This is a genomic window from Vibrio owensii, from assembly GCF_002021755.1.
In the GTDB taxonomy this organism is placed as follows: domain Bacteria; phylum Pseudomonadota; class Gammaproteobacteria; order Enterobacterales; family Vibrionaceae; genus Vibrio; species Vibrio owensii.
Genome location: NZ_CP019959.1, coordinates 3,266,837 through 3,290,622, shown reverse-complemented (window position 1 = coordinate 3,290,622; position 23,786 = coordinate 3,266,837). Strand labels below are relative to the sequence as shown.

Here is a 23,786-nt window from a genome sequence, read left to right as displayed (position 1 = left end):
CGACTAATATATTCGAGCATTTTACCGAATTGGAGCTGCTGTAAATATGAGTTGTAGCAAGAAGTTAGAGATTAGATTCTGTGATTTTTCGCCATTCACATAACGCCCTGTTAAGGTGTGAGCAACGCAAGACCGAAGCTGCCGCATACCACCTTAAACACTAAACGCAACGCATAGTAAAAACGCCAAGCGTTGCGAATCACTCTTAAACAGTTTGTTAAGTGTATGTATGCTCATTGCGATCAAAGCTACGACCAAAATGTTCAAAAAACTCCATGCAATCCATCAATAATGACTGACTAATGTTAAGCTCTGTAACTTCACGAACTCTGTTAATTATCATTAAAGCAACCACCGAACCTCTACTGTCATATTCAGAGTCATCAGGGTGTTCACGTTGCCAATTTATAAGCCCGTTACTAAAGTAAGCTTGGCATGTATCAGTTAACAATATGTGCTTTTCAGAACCAAAATGAGCAATTACACCAACGCTATGCAGATACTCGCTCACTAGTAAGAATTTTCGAGATAAAGGAGAACTTGATTCCTGTTGACCACCACTAACTTCACATTCTACTCTCGACATCGCTATTACTGATTCGTAGTATTCGAGGCGAGCTTGCCAACATATCTTGTTTAAAGCATCCAACGAAACATGGGCATTCCCATCTATACTGACAGTCATAGAATCACAATCCGTTTTATATATATCAAATGGATCTACATCATCTTTAATTATCGAGTAAACACCTTTTGTCTCATTTATATCCCATACAATGAGCACGCAAAGTTCTCTTGAACGAAGCCACTTCCACATATTTCCTTTAGCGACACTCTGAGATATATTTCCATTTTTAGTTCTTTTCGTTTCGAAATCAGTCGTACCCTTGACTTGAATCCATATTTTAAATGGATCCATTCGTTCATGCTCTTTGGTTTGGATTAAGAGATCTTCGCCATAATCATTTTGGACTTTTTCTACTGCCCACCCTAGCCTAGCGCACAGTGCTTTAATATCATTCTCTGTAATATCACCTATGATTGATGATTCATTTCTCATTATATACTTCATCTGCACTCCTATTTACGCCATACACTTAACGCCCTGTTAAGGGGTGAGCAAAGCAATACCGAAGCCGCCGCAAACCACCTTAAACACTAAAATCAACGCATAGTTAAAATGCCACGCGTTGCGAATCCCTCTTGAACAGTTTGTTATGTTTGTTCTACTTTTTAGAATACTGGACTTGCGGTAATACCATAGGAACAGAGAACTGAATTCTCGAAGCAGATGAATTAGCCTGATTTTCTTTACCATTAGCGCCTATAGAAAAACCACCAACTGATACACCTAATTTGCCCCCCGATTCGGAACCCTCAGCAACTGACACACTTACATCAAACTTAACTTCGTGAACTTCTAACCATCCATCTTCTACTTTAATTCCGCCATATCGAGTATCTCTCGAAACATCGAGAACCCCTTGCGGACACACAAGAGCCTGAGAGCCTTTTAACTCTTCATTCGCTTTTTCAATACCTTTCGCTATTTGAGACAATGATTGAGAGATAAAATCTTCTAAATTCATAGCTTTCTCCAAAACATAACGCCCTGTTAAGGGGTGAGCAACGCAATACCAAAGCCGCCGCAAACCACCTTAATCACTTAAACCAACGCATAGTAAAAATGCCACACGTTGCGAATCCCTCTTGAACAGTTTGTTATGCCTATGCTAACCACCTAGAAAATCTAGTATTTTTTGTCCAGTACCTAGACCTCGTTTGTAAAACTCAGTGTGACCGCAACTACTGCATGATAAGAAATAAAAACGGTGTTTGTTGTAATTGAAAAATGTACTCCAAAATCCACCACTGGCTCTTAGCTCACCAACCTCATATGATTCTGAACCACATTTATCACAGCTGTATTCAAACTTCGATTTCACTTTGTCATTCCCTAACAGGTGGTTTGCCATCTGCTTGTTTGCAAGCTCTTTGCCTAAAGACCCGCACTTTTCGCACTTCAATGATGAGTGTTCATTGCTATGGCCACACCCAAAACACTCCCATATACTATCCATATTTCCTCTTATAGGCATAACGCCCTGTTAAGGGGTGAGCAACGCATTACCTAAGCCGCCGCATACCACCTTAAACACTAAACCCAACGCATAGTAAAAATGCCACGCGTTGCGAATCCCTCTTGAACAACTTGTTAGGCATATTCTTGAATATACCACTTGAATTAACCTGTACAAATACCCATGTATCATTTGTGTGGTTGCACACACTGGTGATCCTATAACTTATTCATTTGAGGTAAATTTTATGGCAAAGAATGACTACAACGTTTATCAAGGTTCAGATGGAACTTGGCGTGGCAAGCGTCAGGATGCAGGTCGAGCAAGCATTACAGGCAAAACTCAAAAAGAAGTATTTGAGAAAACTCGTGAGCTAGCAAAAAAAGCGCAATCTGAAGTATCTATACATAGAGGTGACAACAACAAAATCCGAGATAAACATAGTTACGGAAACGACCCAAAAAGCTCTAAAGGTTAAACTCTAAAAGATTGGGAGAAGGAACTCCCATTCAGTTAATTGCCGCTTATATGCCTAACGCCACGTTAAGGCGTGAGTGAACGCGTGCTATGTTTGAGCGAAGCGAGTTCAGCACGCGTTTGCGAATCGCTCTTAAACGTTTTGTTAGTACGGGGTTAGGAAAATTAATCATGTGTAAGATTGCTTATGCTCACTTTCAAAATCACGCCCCATATTTTTATCATGTTTCTTTAAATATGCGCCTGTTAGCTCATCGGCGCTGATATCAAACCTATTCAATACATCAGAGAAATACATTAAAACGTCAGAGAGCTCTTCAACGAGATGGTCACGAGTTAAACCTGTAGCCATTAGATCGTCAACATTCTTTTTCTTGACGATGGATATAACTTCCCCGATTTCCTCAATCATATAAAGGATAAAAGTGTTTGCATGTTCAGGCTCCATAGGAGCCCATTTGTCTTTATTTTTATTCCACAATTCTTGGGACATTCCCAAGGCATCAGAAATTCGAAGATCTTTTTTCATATTATTCCTTACAAAAGTCACCAATACTGGGTAAAACTCAATAGTACTAACGCCTTGCTAAGGTGTGAGTAACGCAATACAAAAGCTACCGCATGGCGCCCTAATCACCCTAAGCCACCGCATAGTAAAAATGCCACGCGTTACGAATCACTCTTAAGCAATTTGTTAGTACATGCGCTACTTCTATTTGTGCGCTCCAAGATATTGAAAAGTAGCATGATATGAAAGGCTTTGAACACTGAAGTGAGACGGGCAGCTACAAAAGTTAAACTCGATTGAAAAACGAAAGTTGGCTAGAAGAAAAACGCACTGAACTGCCCTACTTTCACTGGCTTCAAATTAGAAAAGGATTCGGTCCTAGTACTCCGACGACAGCATCAATTACAACCAAGGTTCTCTCAAAAGCCACCACGAAAATGAAGAAGCACCAAAGAAATAGGTTAAGAGCTAGAAACCGTAAACGGTGAAATCAAAGCGAACACTCCGCATATAGTGCCACCGGATAGAACATGAAAGGCACTAACTAAAAGGTGTAAATTCGAGCGCCAAAACAGATAAACACCTGAACTTGTGACCTTTGATATCAAACCCGTACTAACGCCTTGTTAAGGTGTGAGGCACGCAATACCTAAGCTCCCGCATAACACCTTAACCACTAAAATCAACGCATAGTAAAAATGCCACGCGTGCCGAATCACTCTTGAACAATTTGTTATGTTTATTACCACCCGCCAGTACGTTACCGTAAATGAGCAGAACAATTTTACCGGCTAAAAACTTAGCTTTTACCTGCTGCTAAAAAAGCAGAAAATCCGATAAAAACAAAGGATATGAAGAGTGACACCATAGAATATCGAATGACAGTAAACAACCAAGAGCTACTTTCAGGATACTTCGAGATATTTTCGCTACTTCTTACGTAATTAAAAAGAAGCGCACTAGAAAAGCCGCAAATGCTAGTAACGAATACACATCCATCAACTCTCCTTTTCCACAATAAGCATCTGAATATTAACTATAGTTTTCTACACTCGACTAAGAAACATAACGCCCTGTTAAGGTGTGAGCAACGCAATGCCGAAGTCACCGCATACCACCTTAAACACTAAACGCAACGCATAGTAAAAATGCCACGCGTTGCGAATCACCCTTAAACAGTTTGTTAGCAATTTAACTAAACGAAGCCCCAAAACCATCGAAGGTACATTGAAACTCCCAACCTTTTGTAACCATAAAGTCTAACCATTGAGCAAGGATGTCTTTGGTTACCGTTGTCGGGTGAGAATATCCTTCAACAAACCATGAGCGGTTAATAAACCCCTCACTTCTGATCAGTGACTCATAGTTTTCGAGAGCGTCGTTTAGTTGAATAGCTGATGCTTTATTTGGACATAAGTAGCTAAATTCTAGAACTAACTCTGTTTCGTTGGTGACTCCGTTACTTATTAATGAATCCCAAGTCTCATTGAGCATGTTCAGCTGACTTTCTAAATTCGATTGATAACCACTCAACTCCAATTTCTCCCTGATTGCTAACGCCCTGTTAAGGTGTGAGCAACACAATACTGAAGCCCCCTGCATATCACCTTAAACACTAAACGCAACGCATAGCAAAAATGCCACGCGTTGCGAATCACTCTTAAACAGTTTGTTATAACGAAAATAAACGAGATCGACATACTACGAAACAAAAAAGCCCCAGTTGGTAGCTGGAGCTTTTTCGGCTACACATTAAAAGAATGCATGCCCTTTCAAACAGTACAATTATAACGCACATGAGCTGTAATACAAGTTGCATACTTTCAAACACTTAGGTATACTGCACGCCGTTTTGAAAACGCGCAATAAATAGACGACCAAATTTAAGAAACTGTATTGATTATGGCTAAATAAAGCCAGTTTTGTTTTCACAAAATCAAGGAGTAATACATGAGAGAAATGATAAGCTTAGTAAGTGTTCCTCACAGAATAGCTATAATAGTTCGATTCTGATCTGTAGTTTTTAATATTAAGTATCTTTAAATCCACCAGGCAAATTTTTGTCTAGTCAGCTTTGACGGGTGGTGCCGCTAAGCTTCCCATAACCGGAAGTCTATGCGTGTCCTTTCAAACGAAGAGATTGGCTTTCTTAGGCGTTAACTGGGATAAGAATAGTTAGTTTAGTCTTCCTCAAACTAGAGGATAGCTATCATGTCACCTTACCCTAAGTGGAAAGATGAACTAGCTAAGATGCTATGCAATGCTCTGATTAAAGAGATCATCGCTAGTATCCTTAAGTTGTTAGTTTAAAGTAGCGAAAAACGTTAAGTGCAAGCTCCAACCTATATGGTTGGAGCTTTTTCGTTATAACGCCCTGTTAAGGGGTGAGCAACGCAATACAGAAGCCGCCGCATACCATCTTAACCACTAAATTTAACGCATAGTAAAAATGCCACGCGTTGCGAATCCCTCTTGAACAGTTTGTTATATGCCTTACCCACCAATGACACCGAGCCAAACACAAAACCACAACCATCCTTCCACTTATTACGCAACAAGCGGATGCAAATTGTTGTTTTAATTAAATAATGCTCAAATTGAAATTAGTCGTTTGAATAGCTTCAAGCCAAAACTTAGTATGCTGAGAATAAGAAAAGCTACTATGAACATAAATACTGGCTTGTAGAAATCGAATGGCTCCTCAGAACGGAAAAGGTACCGATAGATGCAGTCTCCAGCGGCAATCCCTAATGCCATGTAACACTTATTGACGACTTCCTTTGTCATATATCCTCCTTGGCATATAACGCCGCATTAAGGGGTGAAAAACGCATACCTCGGAACAAGATATAGACACCTTAAACACAAAAAGGGATTCAAACCACGAATGCCACGCGTTTTGAATCCCTCTTAAATGCTTTGTTATACCTAAACTCGGTGTTCGGAGTAATTTAGAAGAGCATGTGCTACATGGGTTTTAGCTTTAACCTTTGAGCTTTTTGAGTTTGGACAAGCGAAAAATGAATAGATTTTCCCAATTACGATTAGCACAAAAGCTAAAACATATTGAATTGGAGAAAGCATTGCATTGATCTCGATGGATTTTTTCATTATCGGAAATACTACTTTATTCAATTCATTTCTCTTTAATGACTTCTCCATCTTTTGCTTTGTCGAAGATGTCTCAACGTTCGGCTTTAACCCCAAGATACTTCTAAATTTGGCTGTTAATGCCCAATTCAAGTAAGAGAACACTACAAAATGTCTTCCTGACATTACAAAAAACGTTACGGCCAGCTCTTTAGCTGCTTGTGAACGCGCTTTGTTCTCGATAACTTCCAGTACCATTTCTTGGAGCTGAGCACGCTTTTTCAGCGAAGACCTCCAGTTGAGTAAGTAAATCGCACTAATACCTAGTACAACAACTAATGGAACTATCTCATCATACATACTAACCACCTTATCTTCCGCCTTGAGCAGACGTAGAAGCGTTATCCCTAAATGCTTCTAGTACAGTGTTATTTTGTTTCTTTCTAATTGCAAGTAATGGTAATGACAATGCTGCCACTAACGGCGCTGCACATAACATTAGTAAACATGTATTAACTACCATTGGTGCTTTCTCGTGAAGCACATTCAGTTGTTCGAGCGCTGCTGGTAGCCAATCGAATGTAACACTAGTCTCAGGTGCCGCTGACATGTAAAGCCTTGTTGTAAGTTATTTTTTTGCAAATTCTCCTATATGCAACTGACGTAGTCAACTAAAAGCATACATAAGCCCATGAAATTGTTACTTACATCCGCATAGTTAAGCTTTAGGTATAACGCCCTGTTAAGGTGTGAGCAACGCAATACAAGAGCCGCCGCAAACCACCTTAATCACTAAAACCAACGCATGGTAAAAATGCCACGCGTTGCGAATCACTCTTAAACAGTTTGTTATACGTAATTTCAACACGTTACAAAAACTCTTTTAAATACACCTTAGGGTCACTTAAGTTTCTTTCATGGTATTCTTTCTGAGCCTCGTCAGAAAAGATTGATAGAGTCCAAGTTCGAGAGCAAATAGTACTCGTTCCATTCCAAACACCGGTAGACCTAAAATGTTGTGCAAAATCTTTTAAGGGTGAATCATAAATCGACATTCTATTTAGTAACAGTCCCAGAAAAGCACCTATTGGTGTTGTAGTCGAGTTTGCTGCTGATCCTTGTTGAAACATTCCTGAATGAGTAACACCATAATGCGTAATTGGAAATGGATGGTTAATGGGTCTTGGAGGAGACTTTGTAGTGTCAACATTCATAAATGCAGGGAATTTCATAACTGACCATGTTGCTAAATCACTAACACAAATGAAATCTAAACACTCTGCGGGTTTAGTGATAAATTTTCTATCATATTGCTCTACAGCTTTATTTATATTTTCAATCGGCGTAGCACCCTCAGATTTCCAATTATGTGAATGCACCAAAATTCCGTAAACAATTGTAGAATTCATTTCTTTTAAAGGAGAGCTAGCTTTTGTATCTAACAATTCTCTTATTTTATTTGCTGTTGAGAATGCCTGTTTGATATGTTGATGTTTTAACGTTAATTTACACTCAAAAGCTGCGGCGACACCGCCCGCTAAATATAGTTTTTTACTTTTCAAGTAATTAGGGTAACAAGGTTTAAGTACTATTATGTCAATTTGAGGACTTGCTTGACCTTTACTACTGATTATTCTTCCTTTAGTTACAACCTCATAATTGGATGGTAACCAATTTCTTAATAGTTCAGCCCAGTTTTCCTCGCCCTCATCTCCAGCTGTCCCAGGATCTTCACTAACCCTGCGTTGAATCCTTTTGTATTCATTTTGAATACCCGTTGTTACAGCTTCCATGAAATCAACAAGTTCATGTTTAACTTTGTCTGACATCCTAACTCCAAAAAATTACGTATAACGCCTTGTTAAGGTGTGAGGCACGCAATACCTAAGCTCCCGCATAAGACCTTAACCACTAAAACCAACGCATAGTAAAAATGCCACGCGTGCCGAATCACTCTTGAACAATTTGTTAGGCTAATGCATAAAGGTTTGCACGTGAGTTTCAAGTGTATCCCTATACATTTTTCTTTGGCTCGGACTTAGGTCAAACTGAGATGTAAGAAAAAAGCCAAAATGAGGTTTAAAGCCCTGATTCATAAAGGGTTGCTCTTGCTGCAACTTTGCGTGAGTCGAGATTAACTTGCCGACAATTTGCTCTTGCTTGCTGTCATCCATGCTTTGAAGGACGTGAGCAAGATTCCCGCTCCTAATTACATTTAGAATAAAGCTCAGACTAAACTGCTTTGGTAGCTCCCCAAAATAACGATGAAAGAACGACAAGCACCCTGCGACAGTTAGCCCAACACGAATATTAGGTTGAGGATATAGCTCAGAATTACAATTTTTGTATATTTCTTCGTATATATCACCTAACGCTTTACCAATACTTTTAATAGCTAATCTTTGATCAAATGTTGGCTCAATAGTTCTTATTAACTTACTTGTATTCGTCTTAAAGGTCACTAGAACAAGCAATATTTGAGCACCAAAGTGGTCAGCTCTTGACTCTAGTGCAACACTATCAAGCTCCTCTTGATCTTTGTGTTCGTTGTGAAAATTTAGATAATGAGCTAATTCATGACATAATATAATTAAAACAAATAGATAGTCTTCTATTGTAGTTATTTCATATTCGCAAATCCCTCGTGAAACTCTGATTCGGGCATTAGCTCCACTTCCTCTAATTGAAGCATATGAAATATCATCTACATTTAACTCTCTGTTTACCGTAAAGTTGCTACCCGGAACAAAGAAGCTTTCAACATCAGAAAATGCTGCTTCTACAATTTCTTTACCCTTCACCATAATCCTCATTTTTTGATTAGCCTAACGCTCTGTTAAGGTGTGAGCAACGCAATACCGAAGCTCCCGCATGTCACCTTAAACACTAGACGCAACGCATAGTAAAAATGCCACGTGTTGCGAATCACTCTTAAACAGTTTGTTATAACTCAGACTCTAGTAATGCGTACAACTCGATTACACGCGCGGCACGGGAAGTTACACCAACAAATTTAGCAATACCGGATGTCGAGTTGGTATTGCTCCCCGGCAAAACGGCTTCACTACCAGCTTTAATCCTTTCATTGATATCATTTATTTGGTCATGTAGCTCCGTCAATAATTCAAGTTGGTATGCACTATGAACATATGAGCTACTCATCACCGACTTTAGGTAATTATTCCTTAAAAACGTAGGATTATTCAAAAAGTAGAAGCTACTTGTATTTTCGAGCTCATTTGCCAAGTAATGAAGTAATCTTTGGTTTGCACTTTTCTCAGCTAAAAATGCTCGTTGCCACTTTTTAGACAACATAAGATCTTTCTTTTGTTGATACTCAATCTCTAGCCGTGTGCCATAGTTGATAGCGACTCTGAGCTCTTCTTTAGTTTTAGATAACTGCTTCTGTAGATTCAACTGCTCGTCTGCTGACTTGTCTAGCTTTACATGCAAATTAGATAGTCTTGTTCTATTTTCCTGCTTTTCCTTATTGTCTACATATATTTTTGGTATACACACTAATAATACAAGCAGGCTATTTAGCACAAGTAACTTACTCAAAAATGACTTTCTAAACCACCAGTTTTCGTGAGTATCTGTCGCCTTTAAAGTCAATACACTCAGTAAAGCGGAAGTAAACGCTAATAAAGCTAAACTGATATCAAATGCCATTCTACCTCCTGAGTTATAACGCCGCATTAAGGTGTGAGCAACGCTTGGCTATACTTGAGCGAAGCGAAACTGCCAAGCGTTGCGAATCACTCTTAAATGCTTTGTTAGCTCACATTTTTACTGGATAACGTCATTTAACAACTGAACCTCTGCATCAAGAGTAATGAAGAAGAAACCAGCTCTACTTTGATCACTTACAATATCAATACTTGCAATGTGATGATGTTTCGACTCCACCCTCTCTGAATGTAAAGTAAACCCTAAATCTTCAGTATTTACTTCTACAATCAAGCCTGAAAAGTCTAGTTCAAAACATTTTTTTAGAACTTTCACTTTAGGAGATGGGAATTTTATTTTAAATTTCTCATTGTAGTAAGGTTGAAAATATCTGATTAAGCTAGCTTCCACTAAACCTATTTGTTGTTTCTTAGTTAATGGATTCTCTTTGATGTCCAAGAAGCGCTTATTGTCTTCGTTGCCGTCGATAACATCTTTGGCATTTCCATCTAACGTTGCTGCTAGCCTATATTGTTCAAATTGAAACATTAATATTGAAACTTCACTATCTGGATAAGAAACTGAACTTTCCGCTAAGATTTTCTGAAGAGTAGAATGACTTTTTAAACGTTCATGAGCTGTACGACTGCCATTACCAAATGCCTGACCAATATAAAGAACTTCTAGATCATTTAACACTGGAACACTCAGCATACTAGCTGGTAACCTTTTAACGGTTTCACCAGTATCGTCGACAGATAGTATCTCTCTGTGCGGATACTTTCCTACAATCAAATTTACAGCACCATCAGTAAGTTTAAACATCTGTTTATGCTTAAACTTGTGCTCTTTCCCTTCAATTCTGTAACCAATTTCAACTTCTAAGGTGTCATTATCATATTTCAAAGAGTCGTTTATAAAATATGCGGATGGACGCCTAGTAATAAGATAAATATGGCTGTTTTTTGATATTTCTAGTGACTCTGCGTCCATACTTCCGTCAAGATGTACTTGATCGGATGGCATAAAGAGCACTCCAGAGCTACATATATTTACACCAAACTCGGACAAAAACTTTCTTTTTTTCATTATTATTTCTCTAACCATACTGTATGTGAGCTAACGCCGCATTAAGGTGTGAGCAACGCTACAACTAAACCTAACCATAGCACCATAAACACAAAACCCAACGATGACACCGAAAATGCCAAGCGTTGGGAATCACTCTTAAATGCTTTGTTAAGTGCCCTACCACTTACTCGAAAAGCCGATCCTTTTTAGTCGCATTTCTATGAGAGCCATCTCAACATAGTTAGACTTGTTTGAATATATATTATCTTTATACTCGAATACTAAAGGGAGTAAGTGTTCAAGAACTTCCTTTTCAGTATTTAACTTATACTTTAGGCTCTTAACTTTACGAAAGTATTGAAAAAGAAAAAAACACGAACCCATTAGTAACGTTGCAGTCAATAGACAAGTGAGCAGGAAAGCCCACACTTCAAGTTTTTCAATCAAGAATGTGCTGTCATAAAGAAAAAAACCAGCAGCCAAAGTGGCATAAATACCGACCATAGATACCATAGCCATAGTGCGAAGATTTACAATCCTCGTGTTTAGATCCTCTATGGTAGCAGAAACTGATTCCGCCATTTCCAGCAAACTCTCTAATTCATTTTGGCTATCTTTCTCGGTCATTCTATTTTTCCGTGCTTGATTGTAACAAAGCCATATTATCGACAAATACTCTTAGATAATTACGCTGTTTCGTTACACTGTCAATCTGTGATGTAACCTTTTCACCATTCCACTCAAAAGCTTCGGGTTGTGCACATACTGGGATAGCAATTACTTTAATATTTGCTTTACCGATAGCTTGATATAGCTCGGTAATTACGTCTGCGAACACACTACCACAATCAGGATGATAGTATTGCTTAGCATCTTCAACACTTGACTCATATAAGTCCACCTTGTTTACAGCAATCGCTATCCAGTTTGGACCACGCCCATTACTTTTAGAAAGTTTGACTGACTCTAGAAGCCTCTTAAACTCCTCTAGCTCAATTTGAAGATTATGGTCACGAACCTTAGATACGCTATCTAGTTCCTTATGCTCAACCATCGTTTTTCTGATTGAGTCATCTCGAACGGCAGTATAACCCCAATCTACAACATGAATTATGCCTTCTAGCGAATCACTTGAATTTAGTGCAAGATCAAGAGCTTTTGCTCGTTCAGCATTGTTCTGTCCAGGAATAACTGAAACAAGTTTTGTCCAATCACCGATAGTAATTGGCTTAACTTCAACTTCGTTACTAGTACCTGGCAACTGCCAATCAAGGCTGTTGGCTTCCCCATGGTAGTGAGCGGCAAGCACACTTTTTCCCGCTCCAGGTCTGCCAGTTACAATAACATCAGCACTACCCTTACCTAACTTAATCAAAGCTTTGATCCAATGCTCATGGATCGCATGCCTATACTGATAAGCGTAAACTACAGGCTTTGCAACTGTAGGTACTAAATCAGTCCAACTTTCGCTATTCATAACTATCTCTTTTATGTTTATTTTTCAGTATTTTAATTGCAAAATTATCTAAAGTCGAATGTGATCTTTAACGGCACTTAACGCCCTGTTAAGGTGTGAGCAACGCTATACCGAAGCTCCCGCATACCGCCTTAAACACTAAACGCAACGCATATTAAAAATGCCAAGCGATGCGAATCACTCTTAAACAGTTTGTTAGCCTACAAGCCCAAATTAGGGTTCGGTTTCATGCCGCTCGAGCGAAAACAAAGTACCCTGTGATCCCTCGCTCAATCAAGCGCGGAATTTCATCATAAATGCTTGCTGGCATCGTCAGAAGCTCTACCTCGGTAAACCCAGCAAGTTTTAATTTCGCTTCAATTTCTACAGGGGCATAGCAGTTGAATAACATTGAACATTGAGGATCACCAGCCCAATCATCAATATAGTATTGCTCAATGCCTTTTGAAGATTGGATCAACTGCAAACACAGAACGCCTCCACGCTTTAAAATCCCATTGAGGTTTCTTAGTGACTCGCAACACAGTTCTCTAGGAATATGAATGAAGCTGCCAAAACCATATATTCCATCAAATTTTTGGTGTAAGGACTCAGGCTTTACCATGTCAAAAAGCTTAACTTTTAAGTACGGGTATCTTTCTCGAACAACATCTAAAAACCTAGAGGAATAATCAGTGGCAAGAACCTCAAAACCTAGCTCATGAAATTTTGCTGCGTCCGTTCCTGGTCCACAACCAACCTCTAAAATGTGTTTTCCATCAAGGCGTTTTATAAATTCATTCCTCGCAAACTCACGTAAGTTAGGGTCATCTTCTGAGGCGGAATCTCCCGAATACGCTAAGGCAACCTTTTCCCAGCCTTCCTTATTTATTTCATTTTGGTCGTATTTCAAACTAGTCATCCATTGTTCCAATTTTGAAAGGTAGGCTAACGCCCTGTTAAGGGGTGAGCAACGCAATACCGATGTTGCCGCATACCACCTTAAACACTAAAACCAACGCATAGTAAAAATGCCACGCGTTGCGAATCCCTCTTGAACAGTTTGTTATGTGAATTTTAGCCGTGTGCGTCGATACTATCTTTTGGGGCTTCAGAACGTATGTCCATGCCATAGTCTCTGATGACACCCGCAACTCTGAGTCTGTAGCTTTCAAAAACACCACTACGACCTTTTAATTGAGCAAATCGATGAGATTCTAGATTGCGCCACTCTTGAATTGCTTTTTCGTCACGCCAAAATGACAAAGATAGAACCTTGCTGTCATTTGTTAGACTTTGGAAACGTTCGATTGAGATAAAACCATCAATATCTGATAGCAGCGGTTTTAGTTCACTTGCAATATCTAGATATTCAGAAGTTTTACCCTCTGCTACCTGTACTTCAAAAATTACTGCGATCATAACTCACCAGGCTACGACTAATATATTCGAGCATTTTACCGAATTGGAGCTGCTGTAAATATGAGTTGTAGCAAGAAGTTAGAGATTAGATTCTTTGATTTTTCGCCATTCACATAACGCCTTGTTAAGGGGTGAGCAACGCAATACCGAAGCGACCGCATACCACCTTAAACACTAAAACCAACGCATAGTGAAAATGCCACGCGTTGCGAATCCCTCTTGAACAATTTGTTATGAGTCAATTCCCAACTCACTCAGTTCCAATTTTAATCCCCTCCTAGTTTGGACCGCGACATAAAACGCTTTATTCAGTGCATCGACCAAATCACGCTCTCTAGGATCAATTTCTCGGGCAGCATAATGTCCAAAAGTTAGTTCAAACAACTTTGATCTTTCATTAGACGTACCTTCAAAGTAAGAGATTAACCACTCTAACTGCTTTTCTATGGAATCAAACAACTGAGGCTGTAAAACACTCCGATTCAGTTTAAGGGTTTCTATTGCTTGATTGCAGATATCTATTTTTACGTTTTCTTGGGTCATAAATTCCATTGACTCATAACGCCCTGTTAAGGTGTGAGCAACGCAATACTGAAGCTCCCGCATACCACCTTAAACACCAAACACAACGTATAGTAAAAATGCCACGCGTTGCGAATCACTCTTAAACAGTTTGTTAGTTTTTACTACAACCACTTATGAATAAGAAATTGACGAATCATTATTTCTACTCTTCATCAAAACGTTTTCCATCTGCCCCAGGAAGGTCTACAGAGGGTAACATACGGTTATAGTAGTTAATTATTCTAATTGCACCATTGGGATTTAAGAGGATTTTATAACCAATTAAAGGGATCGAAAATCCTCCATTTTCGAGTTTACTAACGTCCTTATGATCGAGCGGCAATATAGTCATCTTTTCTTCATCTACTGGAGCATGATTACTCTCTACATTTGCTAAAACCCTAGTCAATAGTTCCCATGCGCTGACAGGGCAACTCGCAGGGCTTTGTTGATTCATTAAATTATCAAATTTCGCAATTCTTCTTTTCTTATCCATTTTAACTTTCCGCTGCCTAAATATTCATGAGGTTCAAAAAACTAACGCCCTGTTAAGGTGTGAGCAACGCAATACCGAGCTGCCGCACACCACCTTAATCACTAGCATCAACGCATGGTAAAAATGCCACGCGTTGCGAATCACTCTTAAACAGTTTGTTAGCTTGATATATATTCACGCACTAACTTTCTTTGGTGTACTTAGCTTTGTAAGCAGAGTAAAAACCTATAAAGAAGAAAGTATTTGTTATTACTAAAACTAAACCTGATACCGCAGGTAGGTTAGAACCTAAGATCAATGAAAGCGTATAATACTGCGCACAAGCCGCCATTATGCAAAGAGCTAGTGAACGCAGTAATGTTACACCTTTAGGTAACTGACTTGGAGATAATAGGCACAAAGAGAAAAGCACGTGAGAGAAATGGATTGTCGCCAATGAAAAGGCAAGTATTAGAAATATGATTAGCATTATTAATCATCCGCTTTTAGCAAACCTCTGCGTAACAACTCTTTTTGAGCATCTTTTGCATTTGAACTCGTTTGGTATGCAATAACAGTAACCATAACAACCAGAATTGCAGATGCTCGTGATGCTGCTGTTTTGTTAGTCCCATTTTCATGCCAACTTGCGCCACTGGCGACGAGGTAACCGTTTTTTTGAGTTGCTCAGAGGCTTTTTGTGACGCTCCAATGACCCCTTTTTCATTTGCGGAGTATAAAAATGCTGCAACACCAGCCACTGTCAACGGAATTGTTATATCTAACCCTACGACTTTCAGCGCGTCAGTCACCCCTTTATTCGTATCAAAGAACTCCCTAAGCTCACTGTCAGAAAGAGACCACGAGAACCAATATGGACTAGCTACAACCTGCGAAACTAATCCGTACAATGAGGCTTTTAACTGGTTATCACTCATGTCTAGTATTTGCTTTAATATTTGCGATTGCTTATTTTTTGGGAGCTGTCTGTAGAGGACAATTCCGGTCATGATCGGAATTGCATTGGTTTGCTTTTTCAAGCGAGACTCATGCTTTTCCATTCCAATTAAACTCGCATAATATTTTACTGGGTCAGTCCCAATCTTTGACTGTTGAACTCTCATAAAAACTCCTACTTAGCATATATTCGGATTGATACGATCTAAAAAGTCACGACACAAATCCACTTAGCTTTTTTTCGTATGACTTCACGAGAGGCTGCAATTTACTGGATCAGTAATTACTTACTAGAACCTTAACTATAAGGTGTTGATATATTGAGCTAACGCCCTGTTAAGGGGTGAGCAACGCAATACAAGAGCCGCCGCATACCGCCTTAAACACTAAAACCAACGCATAGTGAAAATGCCACGCGTTGCGAATCCCTCTTAAACAGTTTGTTAGCTGTGTTTTACAACACGAGCTTTGCTCCCAACATACCGAGTACTGCGATAGTTACCATCGTAAACCAAAGGTAAATCATAAAAGATAGGCATAACGAAAATAAACCTCTCACAGCTTTATCTAAGTTTGCACCTTCATCGTGCTGTAAAAAATACGCTAGTTCTGCTGTAGGTATTGACCCAGCAAAACTCTTAAATTTGAGCTTTACCATCATCAGGCCCATTGAGACTGGAAGACTAGATACTAGTAAAGTGATTCCCACCGAAATCCAGACATTCTCGGGGGATTCATTACCTAAAACTACTTCTGCCCCGAACAACACTAAAAGCATTCCCAGAAAGCCCTTAAAAGATGACAACAACGAGTCTCTTGTTTTTATATACAGCCAGAATAGCGGCTTATCATATTTTCTCATTTTTTCCTTAAACAGCTAACGCCCTGTTAAGGTGTGAGCAACGCAATACCGAAGCTCCCGCATACCACCTTAAACACTAAACGCAACGCATAGCAAAAATGCCAAGCGTTGCGAATCACTCTTAAACAGATTGTTAGCTGTTTTTATTAAACACTTCTCTCTCTTCTTCAGATAGGTTTTGTGCCCAATAACAAAATTTTCTTAATCGTGTTAATGCGCGATGCTTTCCATAATGAGTGATTACCCATGGTATAAAAAACAAAACAGCATAGACGACGAAAAATAACCCGATAGCCTCAAATACCTCGTTCGATTCCCAAAATAAAGAAATGAGTGACGCAGCTAAGAAGGACGCAAATATTATGAACCAAGGGTTTGTAGCTATGGTTGGCTGTGAATAACTATCAATTTCGACGTTACAGTATTCTAAAGAGCTTTCAAAGTTAGTATTATCTGATATTTTTAATCTAACTGCTCCTTCATAAAACATTACAAACTGTAGATACTCGTTATTTTTACTAAAAAATGACAGCTCATGTTGGAAAATGTTTGAATAACGTTCAAATGCCCTTTGTCGACACATGTTGTATTGATTGATCATTTTGAAACACATGAATAGCGAAAAAGAAATCAACAATAACGACTGGAACATACCTTCTGAGAAGTACTTCAAACCAATTGCCCCGAATGTGAAGAGCGAGAATTTACATATCAACACAATCACATCAGCAATATCATTACTTACAACTATCGTCTTAAATACTCTCCAAACGTTTGAATCATTACAAAGTTTGTAGTGTGTTAGAAATATTTTCAATTACTCCTCCCAAAAACTGCTAACGCCCTGTTAAGGTGTGAGCAACGCAATGCCGAAGCTCCCGCATACCACCTTAAACACTAAACGCAACGCATAGCAAAAATGCCAAGCGTTGCGAATCACTCTTAAACAGATTGTTAGAAGCCTTACTGTTACAAAAGTAAGGCTTTAGTTACGATCAATCGTGAAGCAATTAGAATAAAGAAATCATCGTTTTCTCAAAAACATCTAATTGTTGATTTAGATCTTGGTGTCCACTGTTAAGCCCAGCAACGTGAGCTTTCGCAAAATAGGATTCGAATTTTCTTTTAAAAACCGCTCCATTTGACGCCCAGAAATCGCTAATTGGCAAAGCATTTGCCACCGCATAATTGGTTGCAAGATTATCAACGACTTGTTCGGCACGGCTTGAGCTAGTATTGAACTGAAGTTGAATGGTCTTAACTACAATCTTTTTGTAATCCAATTTCTTACCACTTTATAACATTGATTATAATTACCGTTAATTATGTAAACATACTTTACACATCAACAAAGAAGGCTATATCAAACCTTGAATAGAATGATATAAAATCATTATATATCAACATATTAAATAGTCACTATAACTTTAAAGTGGATTTTCGTTGGCTTCTAACGCCGCATTAAGGTGTGAGCGGCGCTTGGCTATACTTGAGCGAAGCGAAAACGCCAAGCGTTGCGAATCACTCTTAAATGCTTTGTTATGCCTCTGTTACACTTTTGCTGGATCCTTAATTTTATCCCACTCGCTTTTAAGCAACTCTTGTGTAGATATTAAGAGTTCTTGATTATAGCGTACGAGAACATCATGGTTCATAACGCTATGCCTAGTATTGGGGTCATTTAGATAATTTTCGATTTGAGTTAATGCTTCATAAACTCGTTTGTCTTTTACATCTTTTTCTTCAAACGTAGGTTTAAGAAGCAAATGTAGTTTAGAACTTAGAACTTTCGTGCTGGACAGTAATGCCAAATACTCGTTGTTTTTGGACTGATAATTTTTATCATACTCCTTTTTTAGTTCCTTTTCATACACCCTAGTAACTGAAAGTTTTTCCTTTACTTTATCGATTAAATCAATGTCTTTCGCATCAATTTCTTTCTTTTTTTCGTCAAACTCATTTCTAATCGAAATCAGTGCATTACGTGTAATTTTGAAGTTAATATTGTTCTGTTGAAACGCCTGAACTTGAACAATCTTATCAAGGTAATTTGATACGGTATCCCGAAAATCATTAACCCAGCTTTGTCTAAACTCTTTAATTAGTCGCTTATGACCTGCGGTTGCATCTTTTCTAAGAAGCATCCACGTGACAAGAGCAGAAAGTAAAATCGACAGCACAACTGAAACTACATATGGTATATCAGTAGCAATACTAAACTCTAGATCAGTTTTACTTTCTTTAAACTGTTTGACCTCGTTAAGTAGTAATGCGAACTCATCTTGCTTTTTAGTTTGGTTATTTACCAATTCTGTCGCTTTATTTATGAGTTCATTTCCCTGAATAACCAAGGATTGATTGACGTTTAGAGCTTTTGACACCCTTGAGTCAAGTTCTTTGAGATCTTCTTGAAGTTTAACAACTTCGGGAGAAGTTAAGCTTTCCTGCTCACTATTAACATTTTCAGCGACGACCGAAAATGATAAAAAGCAGAAAAGTAATACCTTTTTCATATTATTTTTATCACCGATATTTAACTATTTATCATTGAGGCATAACGCCGCATTAAGGTGTGAGCAACGCTACCACCAAACTTGACCTTACCACCTTAAACACAAAACCCAACGATGACATCAAAAATGCCAAGCGTTGCGAATCACTCTTAAATGCTTTGTTATACAAAAACTTCACCAGTGCACAGAGATAAAATTAAGCTTCTTTATTTATCTCTGCAATTGTAGAGCTAAAGTCGTCGAGTTGAAGCCTAATATATTCAAGATCCTTGACAAAGTTTTCAGCTTCGATCACGGTATCAATAGCATCAAAGTTATCGATATTACGCATAATATTGTGAGAAAAACGTTCGAAAACATTAATTAACTCAAATGCACTATGCGCCAATTGCTTTTGGCTAGTTAACGTTACAGATTCCAAAATAATCAATGCGTTTTGTAGATCGTTTAAGCTAACGCTTAAAGAGTCAATCATGGCAGTAGCTTTATCTTTGTTAGGTACAACTCTTTTGCTAACCGTTGCTGGCACCATCAAAGGGACTACTACCTGCCTATTTAGTTTGTAGAAGTCTAAGCGGCTCCTTGTAATAGCTTCTTTGGCTGAAGAAATTTCAGAATACACCCGCTCCCATTGATTTTTGCGTTTCCAACTAAAAGCACTTATCAGCGCTGAAAGAGACAGTACTAAGGTTCCTAACCCAGTGAGTAAATCTCCAACATTAGCAAGATATGCGAACTCAAAGTTCGATAAAAAATTTAGTTCCATATGAGGTGCAACTTCTCCTTTTTGTATAACGCCCTGTTAAGAGGTGAGCAACGCAATACCAAAGTCGCTGCATACCACCTTAAACACTTAAATCAACGCATAGTAAAAATGCCACGCGTTGCGAATCCCTCTTGAACAGTTTGTTATGTTCAAAACTAACGGATATCACTAAGATTTAGCTCAGAAAAATCAGATACATTCCAAGACCACTTTACATTCAGGTTACAATTTAGCTCCTTAATTTTTGAGCTTTCTAAATCGTTCAGTTTTGTGAGTTCCGTGATCTCAATTGGTTTTAGTTCATAAAACCAATTATTTTGCGTTGCTTTAGCCAGTGCTAGATGTACGGCTCGATATTTCTCTTGCCCCTTAGTTGTCCTTCTAGGAAGACCTGAGAGAATCCTTCTAACGTTGTTAACGTAGTCATTTAAACGTTTCTTCCCTCGTTTGGTTTGCCCCACGTAACGATATTCATTACCTACATCATCAACAACTCTGGCGAAGTAAACTAAGCCTTTACCTTCTGTTAAATCTAATTCGTATGGATTGCTCCATTCCAACATAGTATTCAAATACTCCTCCTTGAACATAACGCCCTGCTAAGGGGTGAGCAACGCAATACAAAAGCCACCGCAAACCACCCTAATCACTAAATTCAACGCATAGTAAAAATGCCACGCGTTGCGAATCCCTCTTGAGCAGTTTGTTAGTCGCGAGGTACCGAGCGACAATTTTAAGCCGAACTAAACTTTGCGAACAACAAACTTTATGTGCTTTGATGCATTTAAGTCAGGCGTAGTCTCAAAGCGGCTATTCAATGAAACCATTTGGAACAAACAACGCCGCAGAAAACGGACTGACAACACCAAAAAGCGCTTTTGGAAAACCAATCTCACAGTGCGAACTTTCAACAAAGTCACTGAAACCACGTGGAATTTACAACGCCAGAGAAAACGTCACTTCAGCGAGTAAATTGGCTTTTGTACCAACAAACTCACCGAGCAGAGTTGCAACCAAAAACAGACTCTCGATTACCCTGCACTGTCAGCACCAAAGAACAAAACAACCGCTAGGACAGTTACAAAGCTTTGGACTTGAAACAGTTGAAACTGAGTTTTGACTATCGACGACGCACCTGCGTATCAAACGATCATCCTCCGAATTCTAAGCTTAGAAACATGATTTTGATTGCTAGCTTTTTCTGGCGACTAACGCCCTGTTAAGGTGTGAGCAACGCAATACCGAAGCTCCCGCATACCACCTTAAACACCAAACGCAACGCATAGTGAAAATGCCACGCGTTGCGAATCACTCTTAAACAGTTTGTTAGCTTGTAAGTGGAATGTGGAGCATACGTGAATCTGACACAATGAGATCGTATCGTTGAATGAACTGATCAAATTTTGATGGATCGTCACTGTATGATTGAATCCACTTGTTACAAGCCTGACCAAACTCATGTATTAATGCTCGATAGTCATAATACTTGGCATTTTCTTCCAACAACTCAACTTCCGGAGGAATACTGCCGACATAAGCAACCAAGCGTTTTATGCTACCTTTTTGGACTTGCCTTGAGTCCAAGTTACTCATGTGTAAGAGTGAATTTCGATGCTCCCAAAGCTCTCTGGGAGTAACCTCGACTGAGGTTAAGTCAGCATACTCATTTAACCATTTAACAAACGGGGTATCTTCACCTCTAGAGCTTTCGCTAAACTCGATATAGCCAATCGAGTCAACAGCTACAAGCATAAGCTTAATGCTAGAAACATAATGTCCTGCTTGATATAAGACTCTGAAAGGTTGAAAGAAGTCATCGTTTATTAGTTCTGTAAAACGAAAACCTTTTTCTGTTATGTATTTATCACGCCAATCTACAGTCATTTGTTCACCTACAAGCTAACGCCCTGTTAAGGTGTGAGCAACGCAATACCGAAGCTCCCGCATACCACCTTAAACACCAAACGCAACGCATAGTGAAAATGCCACGCGTTGCGAATCACTCTTAAACAGTTTGTTAGCTTGTAAGTGGAATGTGGAGCATACGTGAATCTGACACAATGAGATCGTATCGTTGAATGAACTGATCAAATTTTGATGGATCGTCACTGTATGATTGAATCCACTTGTTACAAGCCTGACCAAACTCATGTATTAATGCTCGATAGTCATAATACTTGGCATTTTCTTCCAACAACTCAACTTCCGGAGGAATACTGCCGACATAAGCAACCAAGCGTTTTATGCTACCTTTTTGGACTTGCCTTGAGTCCAAGTTACTCATGTGTAAGAGTGAATTTCGATGCTCCCAAAGCTCTCTGGGAGTAACCTCGACTGAGGTTAAGTCAGCATACTCATTTAACCATTTAACAAACGGGGTATCTTCACCTCTAGAGCTTTCGCCAAACTCGATATAGCCAATCGAGTCAACAGCTACAAGCATAAGCTTAATGCTAGAAACATAATGTCCTGCTTGATATAAGACTCTGAAAGGTTGAAAGAAGTCATCGTTTATTAGTTCTGTAAAACGAAAACCTTTTTCTGTTATGTATTTATCACGCCAATCTACAGTCATTTGTTCACCTACAAGCTAACGCCCTGTTAAGGTGTGAGCAACGCAATACCGATGCCGCCGCATACCACCTTAAACACTAAAACCAACGCATAGTAGAAATGCCACGCGTTGCGAATCACTCTTAAACAGTTTGTTATGTGGTTTTCCCACGTAGTCCTATTAAGTTTCCAAAAGGGTCCTCAACTTGGCACATTGAAAGCCCATCTTCTATTTCCATTGGTCCACGATAAAGACACGCACCTAGCTCTTCAAAATGAGCCAGTGCAACACATAAATTATCTACTGACCAGTAAACAACTGTACCACTTTTACCAGCACCAACCTTTTCGTCTGCTTGGACTATTTCTAGTGAGAAACCATTTAGATCAAGTGCCGTGAAATCAAATTCTGGATGGTAAACCGGAACGGCTTCTGGAAAAGCTTTCTTGTACCATTCAAGCCCTTTCGCTACATCTGGGACATGAACAAGAACCGCTGATGGATTCATAATTTCTCTCCAACCACATAACGCCCTGTTAAGGTGTGAGCAACGCAATACCTAAGCCGCCGCATACCGCCTTCAACACTAAACGCAACGCATAGTGAAAATGCCACGCGTTGCGAATCACTCTTGAACAGTTTGTTAGCTGTTTTGCACCTTTCTCGCTGAATCAGTCAGTTCATGCGATAACTTCCACATTGCGTCTGTTGCAGATTCTATATAGCCACTAGAGATATCTAGCTGTTGTCCATTGATTGAAATACCTTCGATATCACCAACGTTCTCTGTATTCTTTGCGACACCGCCGTTGTGAACCCAATCATTGCGGATAAATCTAACTTCATTGTCTAACTTGTTGAACGCCATCTCAAACTGTTCTGATGGCTCAGTTAATAAGCCAATCGCTTTGAAGTTTTTAATCAGATGACTTAAGTCACTACCTCTTTTCTTTTTAGGTAGTTCAGGAGAATGCCCCATTTCTTCGGCAATGATGCTATAAAATTTTTTTAGTTCACACTCAAATACAGCCCAGTTAGTGACTAGCATGGACTGTCGTTGATACATGGGCATCAAATCTGTAAACACTGCTTTAAAATCGTATTCATCTTCGCTTACACCAGCAATATGTGATACTTCGACCTCAACAACTTCACCAGGGTCATCTGCACACTGTTGTTGGAACATTTCGGTTGTATATGTTTGTACATGCTCGTCTATATTTTCTACGAAATTTGCAGTTAGTTCTACTTGCTTCGAGTTAAATGCCTGCAACAAACGCAACTCTTCGGGAGCAAAATAATATGGAATTTTCTTTGTCAT

At 39.1% G+C, this 23,786-nt stretch carries 29 protein-coding genes; 2 read left to right on the top strand and 27 right to left on the bottom strand.

Features of this window, described 5'->3' with window-relative positions; translation table 11 throughout:
- Positions 1–217: 217 nt before the first annotated feature.
- From A9237_RS15290 to A9237_RS15280, 3 genes are all read right to left on the bottom strand, one after another.
- Positions 218–1,072, bottom strand: a complete 855-nt coding sequence (locus A9237_RS15290; protein ID WP_078608540.1) for a DUF4365 domain-containing protein — start codon at positions 1,070–1,072, stop codon at positions 218–220.
- Positions 1,073–1,226: 154 nt separating this feature from the next.
- Positions 1,227–1,589 (bottom strand): hypothetical protein, encoded by a 363-nt coding sequence (locus tag A9237_RS27365; RefSeq protein ID WP_045465504.1) that lies wholly within the window; start codon positions 1,587–1,589, stop codon positions 1,227–1,229.
- Positions 1,590–1,733: 144 nt separating this feature from the next.
- Positions 1,734–1,976, bottom strand: coding sequence for a zinc ribbon domain-containing protein (locus A9237_RS15280; protein WP_237358432.1), 243 nt, complete (start codon positions 1,974–1,976; stop codon positions 1,734–1,736).
- A gap of 352 nt (positions 1,977–2,328) precedes the next feature.
- Between A9237_RS15280 and A9237_RS15270 the strand changes: the two genes are divergently transcribed.
- Positions 2,329–2,559 (top strand): DUF2188 domain-containing protein, encoded by a 231-nt coding sequence (locus tag A9237_RS15270; RefSeq protein WP_078608538.1) that lies wholly within the window; start codon positions 2,329–2,331, stop codon positions 2,557–2,559.
- Between the two features lie 168 nt (positions 2,560–2,727).
- Here A9237_RS15270 and A9237_RS15265 read toward each other — a convergent pair whose 3' ends face one another.
- The 20 genes from A9237_RS15265 to A9237_RS15085 all read right to left on the bottom strand — a co-directional run bounded on the left by A9237_RS15265 (position 2,728) and on the right by A9237_RS15085 (position 20,483).
- On the bottom strand, positions 2,728–3,087 hold the full coding sequence (locus tag A9237_RS15265; RefSeq protein ID WP_078608537.1) for a MazG nucleotide pyrophosphohydrolase domain-containing protein: 360 nt from the start codon (positions 3,085–3,087) through the stop codon (positions 2,728–2,730).
- 1,170 nt (positions 3,088–4,257) lie between these two features.
- Positions 4,258–4,599 carry a hypothetical protein gene (locus tag A9237_RS27360; RefSeq protein ID WP_009696098.1) on the bottom strand — a complete coding sequence of 114 codons (342 nt, stop codon included), beginning with the start codon at positions 4,597–4,599 and terminating at the stop codon, positions 4,258–4,260.
- A 1,395-nt stretch (positions 4,600–5,994) separates the two neighbouring features.
- Positions 5,995–6,516 (bottom strand): hypothetical protein, encoded by a 522-nt coding sequence (locus A9237_RS15230; RefSeq protein WP_078608534.1) that lies wholly within the window; start codon positions 6,514–6,516, stop codon positions 5,995–5,997.
- Between the two features lie 509 nt (positions 6,517–7,025).
- Entirely contained in the window at positions 7,026–7,985 is a 960-nt protein-coding gene (locus A9237_RS15215; RefSeq protein ID WP_078608532.1) for a DUF6602 domain-containing protein, read from the bottom strand.
- A 144-nt stretch (positions 7,986–8,129) separates the two neighbouring features.
- Entirely contained in the window at positions 8,130–8,960 is an 831-nt protein-coding gene (locus A9237_RS15205) for a hypothetical protein (RefSeq protein WP_078608531.1), read from the bottom strand.
- A gap of 139 nt (positions 8,961–9,099) precedes the next feature.
- The gene (locus A9237_RS15195) at positions 9,100–9,828 is read right to left on the bottom strand and encodes a hypothetical protein (RefSeq protein WP_078608529.1); all 729 of its coding nucleotides are present in this window, start codon (positions 9,826–9,828) and stop codon (positions 9,100–9,102) included.
- A 117-nt stretch (positions 9,829–9,945) separates the two neighbouring features.
- Entirely contained in the window at positions 9,946–10,914 is a 969-nt protein-coding gene (locus tag A9237_RS15190; RefSeq protein WP_078608528.1) for a hypothetical protein, read from the bottom strand.
- Positions 10,915–11,073: 159 nt separating this feature from the next.
- A complete protein-coding gene (locus A9237_RS15185) occupies positions 11,074–11,523 on the bottom strand; it encodes a hypothetical protein (RefSeq protein ID WP_022593433.1) in 450 nt (149 codons plus the stop codon).
- 1 nt (position 11,524) lies between these two features.
- Positions 11,525–12,373, bottom strand: a complete 849-nt coding sequence (locus A9237_RS15180) for a hypothetical protein (protein ID WP_078608527.1) — start codon at positions 12,371–12,373, stop codon at positions 11,525–11,527.
- Between the two features lie 226 nt (positions 12,374–12,599).
- Positions 12,600–13,274: a class I SAM-dependent methyltransferase gene (locus A9237_RS15170; protein ID WP_078608526.1), complete on the bottom strand. Its 675-nt coding sequence runs from the start codon at positions 13,272–13,274 to the stop codon at positions 12,600–12,602.
- Between the two features lie 155 nt (positions 13,275–13,429).
- A complete protein-coding gene (locus tag A9237_RS15160) occupies positions 13,430–13,774 on the bottom strand; it encodes an antibiotic biosynthesis monooxygenase family protein (RefSeq protein ID WP_078608524.1) in 345 nt (114 codons plus the stop codon).
- Positions 13,775–14,005: 231 nt separating this feature from the next.
- Entirely contained in the window at positions 14,006–14,326 is a 321-nt protein-coding gene (locus A9237_RS15150; protein WP_009698350.1) for an immunity protein Tsi6 family protein, read from the bottom strand.
- A gap of 175 nt (positions 14,327–14,501) precedes the next feature.
- Entirely contained in the window at positions 14,502–14,834 is a 333-nt protein-coding gene (locus tag A9237_RS15140; protein ID WP_078608522.1) for a hypothetical protein, read from the bottom strand.
- Between the two features lie 485 nt (positions 14,835–15,319).
- A complete protein-coding gene (locus A9237_RS15130; RefSeq protein ID WP_237358395.1) occupies positions 15,320–15,937 on the bottom strand; it encodes a hypothetical protein in 618 nt (205 codons plus the stop codon).
- A 287-nt stretch (positions 15,938–16,224) separates the two neighbouring features.
- Positions 16,225–16,632 (bottom strand): hypothetical protein, encoded by a 408-nt coding sequence (locus A9237_RS15120; protein WP_078608521.1) that lies wholly within the window; start codon positions 16,630–16,632, stop codon positions 16,225–16,227.
- Between the two features lie 133 nt (positions 16,633–16,765).
- A complete protein-coding gene (locus tag A9237_RS15110) occupies positions 16,766–17,233 on the bottom strand; it encodes a hypothetical protein (protein ID WP_237358394.1) in 468 nt (155 codons plus the stop codon).
- Between the two features lie 409 nt (positions 17,234–17,642).
- Positions 17,643–17,915 carry a hypothetical protein gene (locus A9237_RS15100; RefSeq protein ID WP_065767843.1) on the bottom strand — a complete coding sequence of 91 codons (273 nt, stop codon included), beginning with the start codon at positions 17,913–17,915 and terminating at the stop codon, positions 17,643–17,645.
- A gap of 267 nt (positions 17,916–18,182) precedes the next feature.
- Positions 18,183–19,145: a hypothetical protein gene (locus A9237_RS15095; protein WP_078608519.1), complete on the bottom strand. Its 963-nt coding sequence runs from the start codon at positions 19,143–19,145 to the stop codon at positions 18,183–18,185.
- A gap of 196 nt (positions 19,146–19,341) precedes the next feature.
- Entirely contained in the window at positions 19,342–19,911 is a 570-nt protein-coding gene (locus A9237_RS15090) for a hypothetical protein (RefSeq protein WP_078608518.1), read from the bottom strand.
- 155 nt (positions 19,912–20,066) lie between these two features.
- Positions 20,067–20,483: a hypothetical protein gene (locus A9237_RS15085; protein ID WP_009705222.1), complete on the bottom strand. Its 417-nt coding sequence runs from the start codon at positions 20,481–20,483 to the stop codon at positions 20,067–20,069.
- Between the two features lie 245 nt (positions 20,484–20,728).
- On the opposite strand from A9237_RS15085, the gene A9237_RS27155 reads away from it, so the two are divergent.
- Positions 20,729–21,031 (top strand): hypothetical protein, encoded by a 303-nt coding sequence (locus tag A9237_RS27155; RefSeq protein WP_153303233.1) that lies wholly within the window; start codon positions 20,729–20,731, stop codon positions 21,029–21,031.
- Positions 21,032–21,237: 206 nt separating this feature from the next.
- On the opposite strand, the gene A9237_RS15070 is transcribed toward A9237_RS27155, so the two are convergent.
- The 4 genes from A9237_RS15070 to A9237_RS15040 form a co-directional block, all read right to left on the bottom strand.
- Positions 21,238–21,795, bottom strand: coding sequence for a hypothetical protein (locus A9237_RS15070; protein ID WP_078608516.1), 558 nt, complete (start codon positions 21,793–21,795; stop codon positions 21,238–21,240).
- A 133-nt stretch (positions 21,796–21,928) separates the two neighbouring features.
- The gene (locus A9237_RS15060; RefSeq protein ID WP_029857376.1) at positions 21,929–22,486 is read right to left on the bottom strand and encodes a hypothetical protein; all 558 of its coding nucleotides are present in this window, start codon (positions 22,484–22,486) and stop codon (positions 21,929–21,931) included.
- A 133-nt stretch (positions 22,487–22,619) separates the two neighbouring features.
- Positions 22,620–22,973: a VOC family protein gene (locus tag A9237_RS15050; protein ID WP_078608513.1), complete on the bottom strand. Its 354-nt coding sequence runs from the start codon at positions 22,971–22,973 to the stop codon at positions 22,620–22,622.
- A 135-nt stretch (positions 22,974–23,108) separates the two neighbouring features.
- Positions 23,109–23,786 carry a hypothetical protein gene (locus tag A9237_RS15040; protein WP_078608511.1) on the bottom strand — a complete coding sequence of 226 codons (678 nt, stop codon included), beginning with the start codon at positions 23,784–23,786 and terminating at the stop codon, positions 23,109–23,111.

Excerpts from the sequence above, each read along its gene's own strand:
- A9237_RS15290 (WP_078608540.1), bottom strand. The coding sequence starts at position 1,072 with ATGAAGTATATAATGAGAAATGAATCATCAATCATAGGTGATATTACA.
- A9237_RS27365 (WP_045465504.1), bottom strand. The coding sequence starts at position 1,589 with ATGAATTTAGAAGATTTTATCTCTCAATCATTGTCTCAAATAGCGAAA.
- A9237_RS15280 (WP_237358432.1), bottom strand. The coding sequence starts at position 1,976 with ATGGCAAACCACCTGTTAGGGAATGACAAAGTGAAATCGAAGTTTGAA.
- A9237_RS15270 (WP_078608538.1), top strand. The coding sequence starts at position 2,329 with ATGGCAAAGAATGACTACAACGTTTATCAAGGTTCAGATGGAACTTGG.
- A9237_RS15265 (WP_078608537.1), bottom strand. The coding sequence starts at position 3,087 with ATGAAAAAAGATCTTCGAATTTCTGATGCCTTGGGAATGTCCCAAGAA.
- A9237_RS15230 (WP_078608534.1), bottom strand. The coding sequence starts at position 6,516 with ATGTATGATGAGATAGTTCCATTAGTTGTTGTACTAGGTATTAGTGCG.
- A9237_RS15215 (WP_078608532.1), bottom strand. The coding sequence starts at position 7,985 with ATGTCAGACAAAGTTAAACATGAACTTGTTGATTTCATGGAAGCTGTA.
- A9237_RS15205 (WP_078608531.1), bottom strand. The coding sequence starts at position 8,960 with ATGGTGAAGGGTAAAGAAATTGTAGAAGCAGCATTTTCTGATGTTGAA.
- A9237_RS15195 (WP_078608529.1), bottom strand. The coding sequence starts at position 9,828 with ATGGCATTTGATATCAGTTTAGCTTTATTAGCGTTTACTTCCGCTTTA.
- A9237_RS15190 (WP_078608528.1), bottom strand. The coding sequence starts at position 10,914 with ATGAAAAAAAGAAAGTTTTTGTCCGAGTTTGGTGTAAATATATGTAGC.
- A9237_RS15185 (WP_022593433.1), bottom strand. The coding sequence starts at position 11,523 with ATGACCGAGAAAGATAGCCAAAATGAATTAGAGAGTTTGCTGGAAATG.
- A9237_RS15180 (WP_078608527.1), bottom strand. The coding sequence starts at position 12,373 with ATGAATAGCGAAAGTTGGACTGATTTAGTACCTACAGTTGCAAAGCCT.
- A9237_RS15170 (WP_078608526.1), bottom strand. The coding sequence starts at position 13,274 with ATGACTAGTTTGAAATACGACCAAAATGAAATAAATAAGGAAGGCTGG.
- A9237_RS15160 (WP_078608524.1), bottom strand. The coding sequence starts at position 13,774 with ATGATCGCAGTAATTTTTGAAGTACAGGTAGCAGAGGGTAAAACTTCT.
- A9237_RS15150 (WP_009698350.1), bottom strand. The coding sequence starts at position 14,326 with ATGGAATTTATGACCCAAGAAAACGTAAAAATAGATATCTGCAATCAA.
- A9237_RS15140 (WP_078608522.1), bottom strand. The coding sequence starts at position 14,834 with ATGGATAAGAAAAGAAGAATTGCGAAATTTGATAATTTAATGAATCAA.
- A9237_RS15130 (WP_237358395.1), bottom strand. The coding sequence starts at position 15,937 with ATGAGAGTTCAACAGTCAAAGATTGGGACTGACCCAGTAAAATATTAT.
- A9237_RS15120 (WP_078608521.1), bottom strand. The coding sequence starts at position 16,632 with ATGAGAAAATATGATAAGCCGCTATTCTGGCTGTATATAAAAACAAGA.
- A9237_RS15110 (WP_237358394.1), bottom strand. The coding sequence starts at position 17,233 with ATGATCAATCAATACAACATGTGTCGACAAAGGGCATTTGAACGTTAT.
- A9237_RS15095 (WP_078608519.1), bottom strand. The coding sequence starts at position 19,145 with ATGAAAAAGGTATTACTTTTCTGCTTTTTATCATTTTCGGTCGTCGCT.
- A9237_RS15090 (WP_078608518.1), bottom strand. The coding sequence starts at position 19,911 with ATGGAACTAAATTTTTTATCGAACTTTGAGTTCGCATATCTTGCTAAT.
- A9237_RS27155 (WP_153303233.1), top strand. The coding sequence starts at position 20,729 with ATGAAACCATTTGGAACAAACAACGCCGCAGAAAACGGACTGACAACA.
- A9237_RS15070 (WP_078608516.1), bottom strand. The coding sequence starts at position 21,795 with ATGACTGTAGATTGGCGTGATAAATACATAACAGAAAAAGGTTTTCGT.
- A9237_RS15060 (WP_029857376.1), bottom strand. The coding sequence starts at position 22,486 with ATGACTGTAGATTGGCGTGATAAATACATAACAGAAAAAGGTTTTCGT.
- A9237_RS15050 (WP_078608513.1), bottom strand. The coding sequence starts at position 22,973 with ATGAATCCATCAGCGGTTCTTGTTCATGTCCCAGATGTAGCGAAAGGG.
- A9237_RS15040 (WP_078608511.1), bottom strand. The coding sequence starts at position 23,786 with ATGACAAAGAAAATTCCATATTATTTTGCTCCCGAAGAGTTGCGTTTG.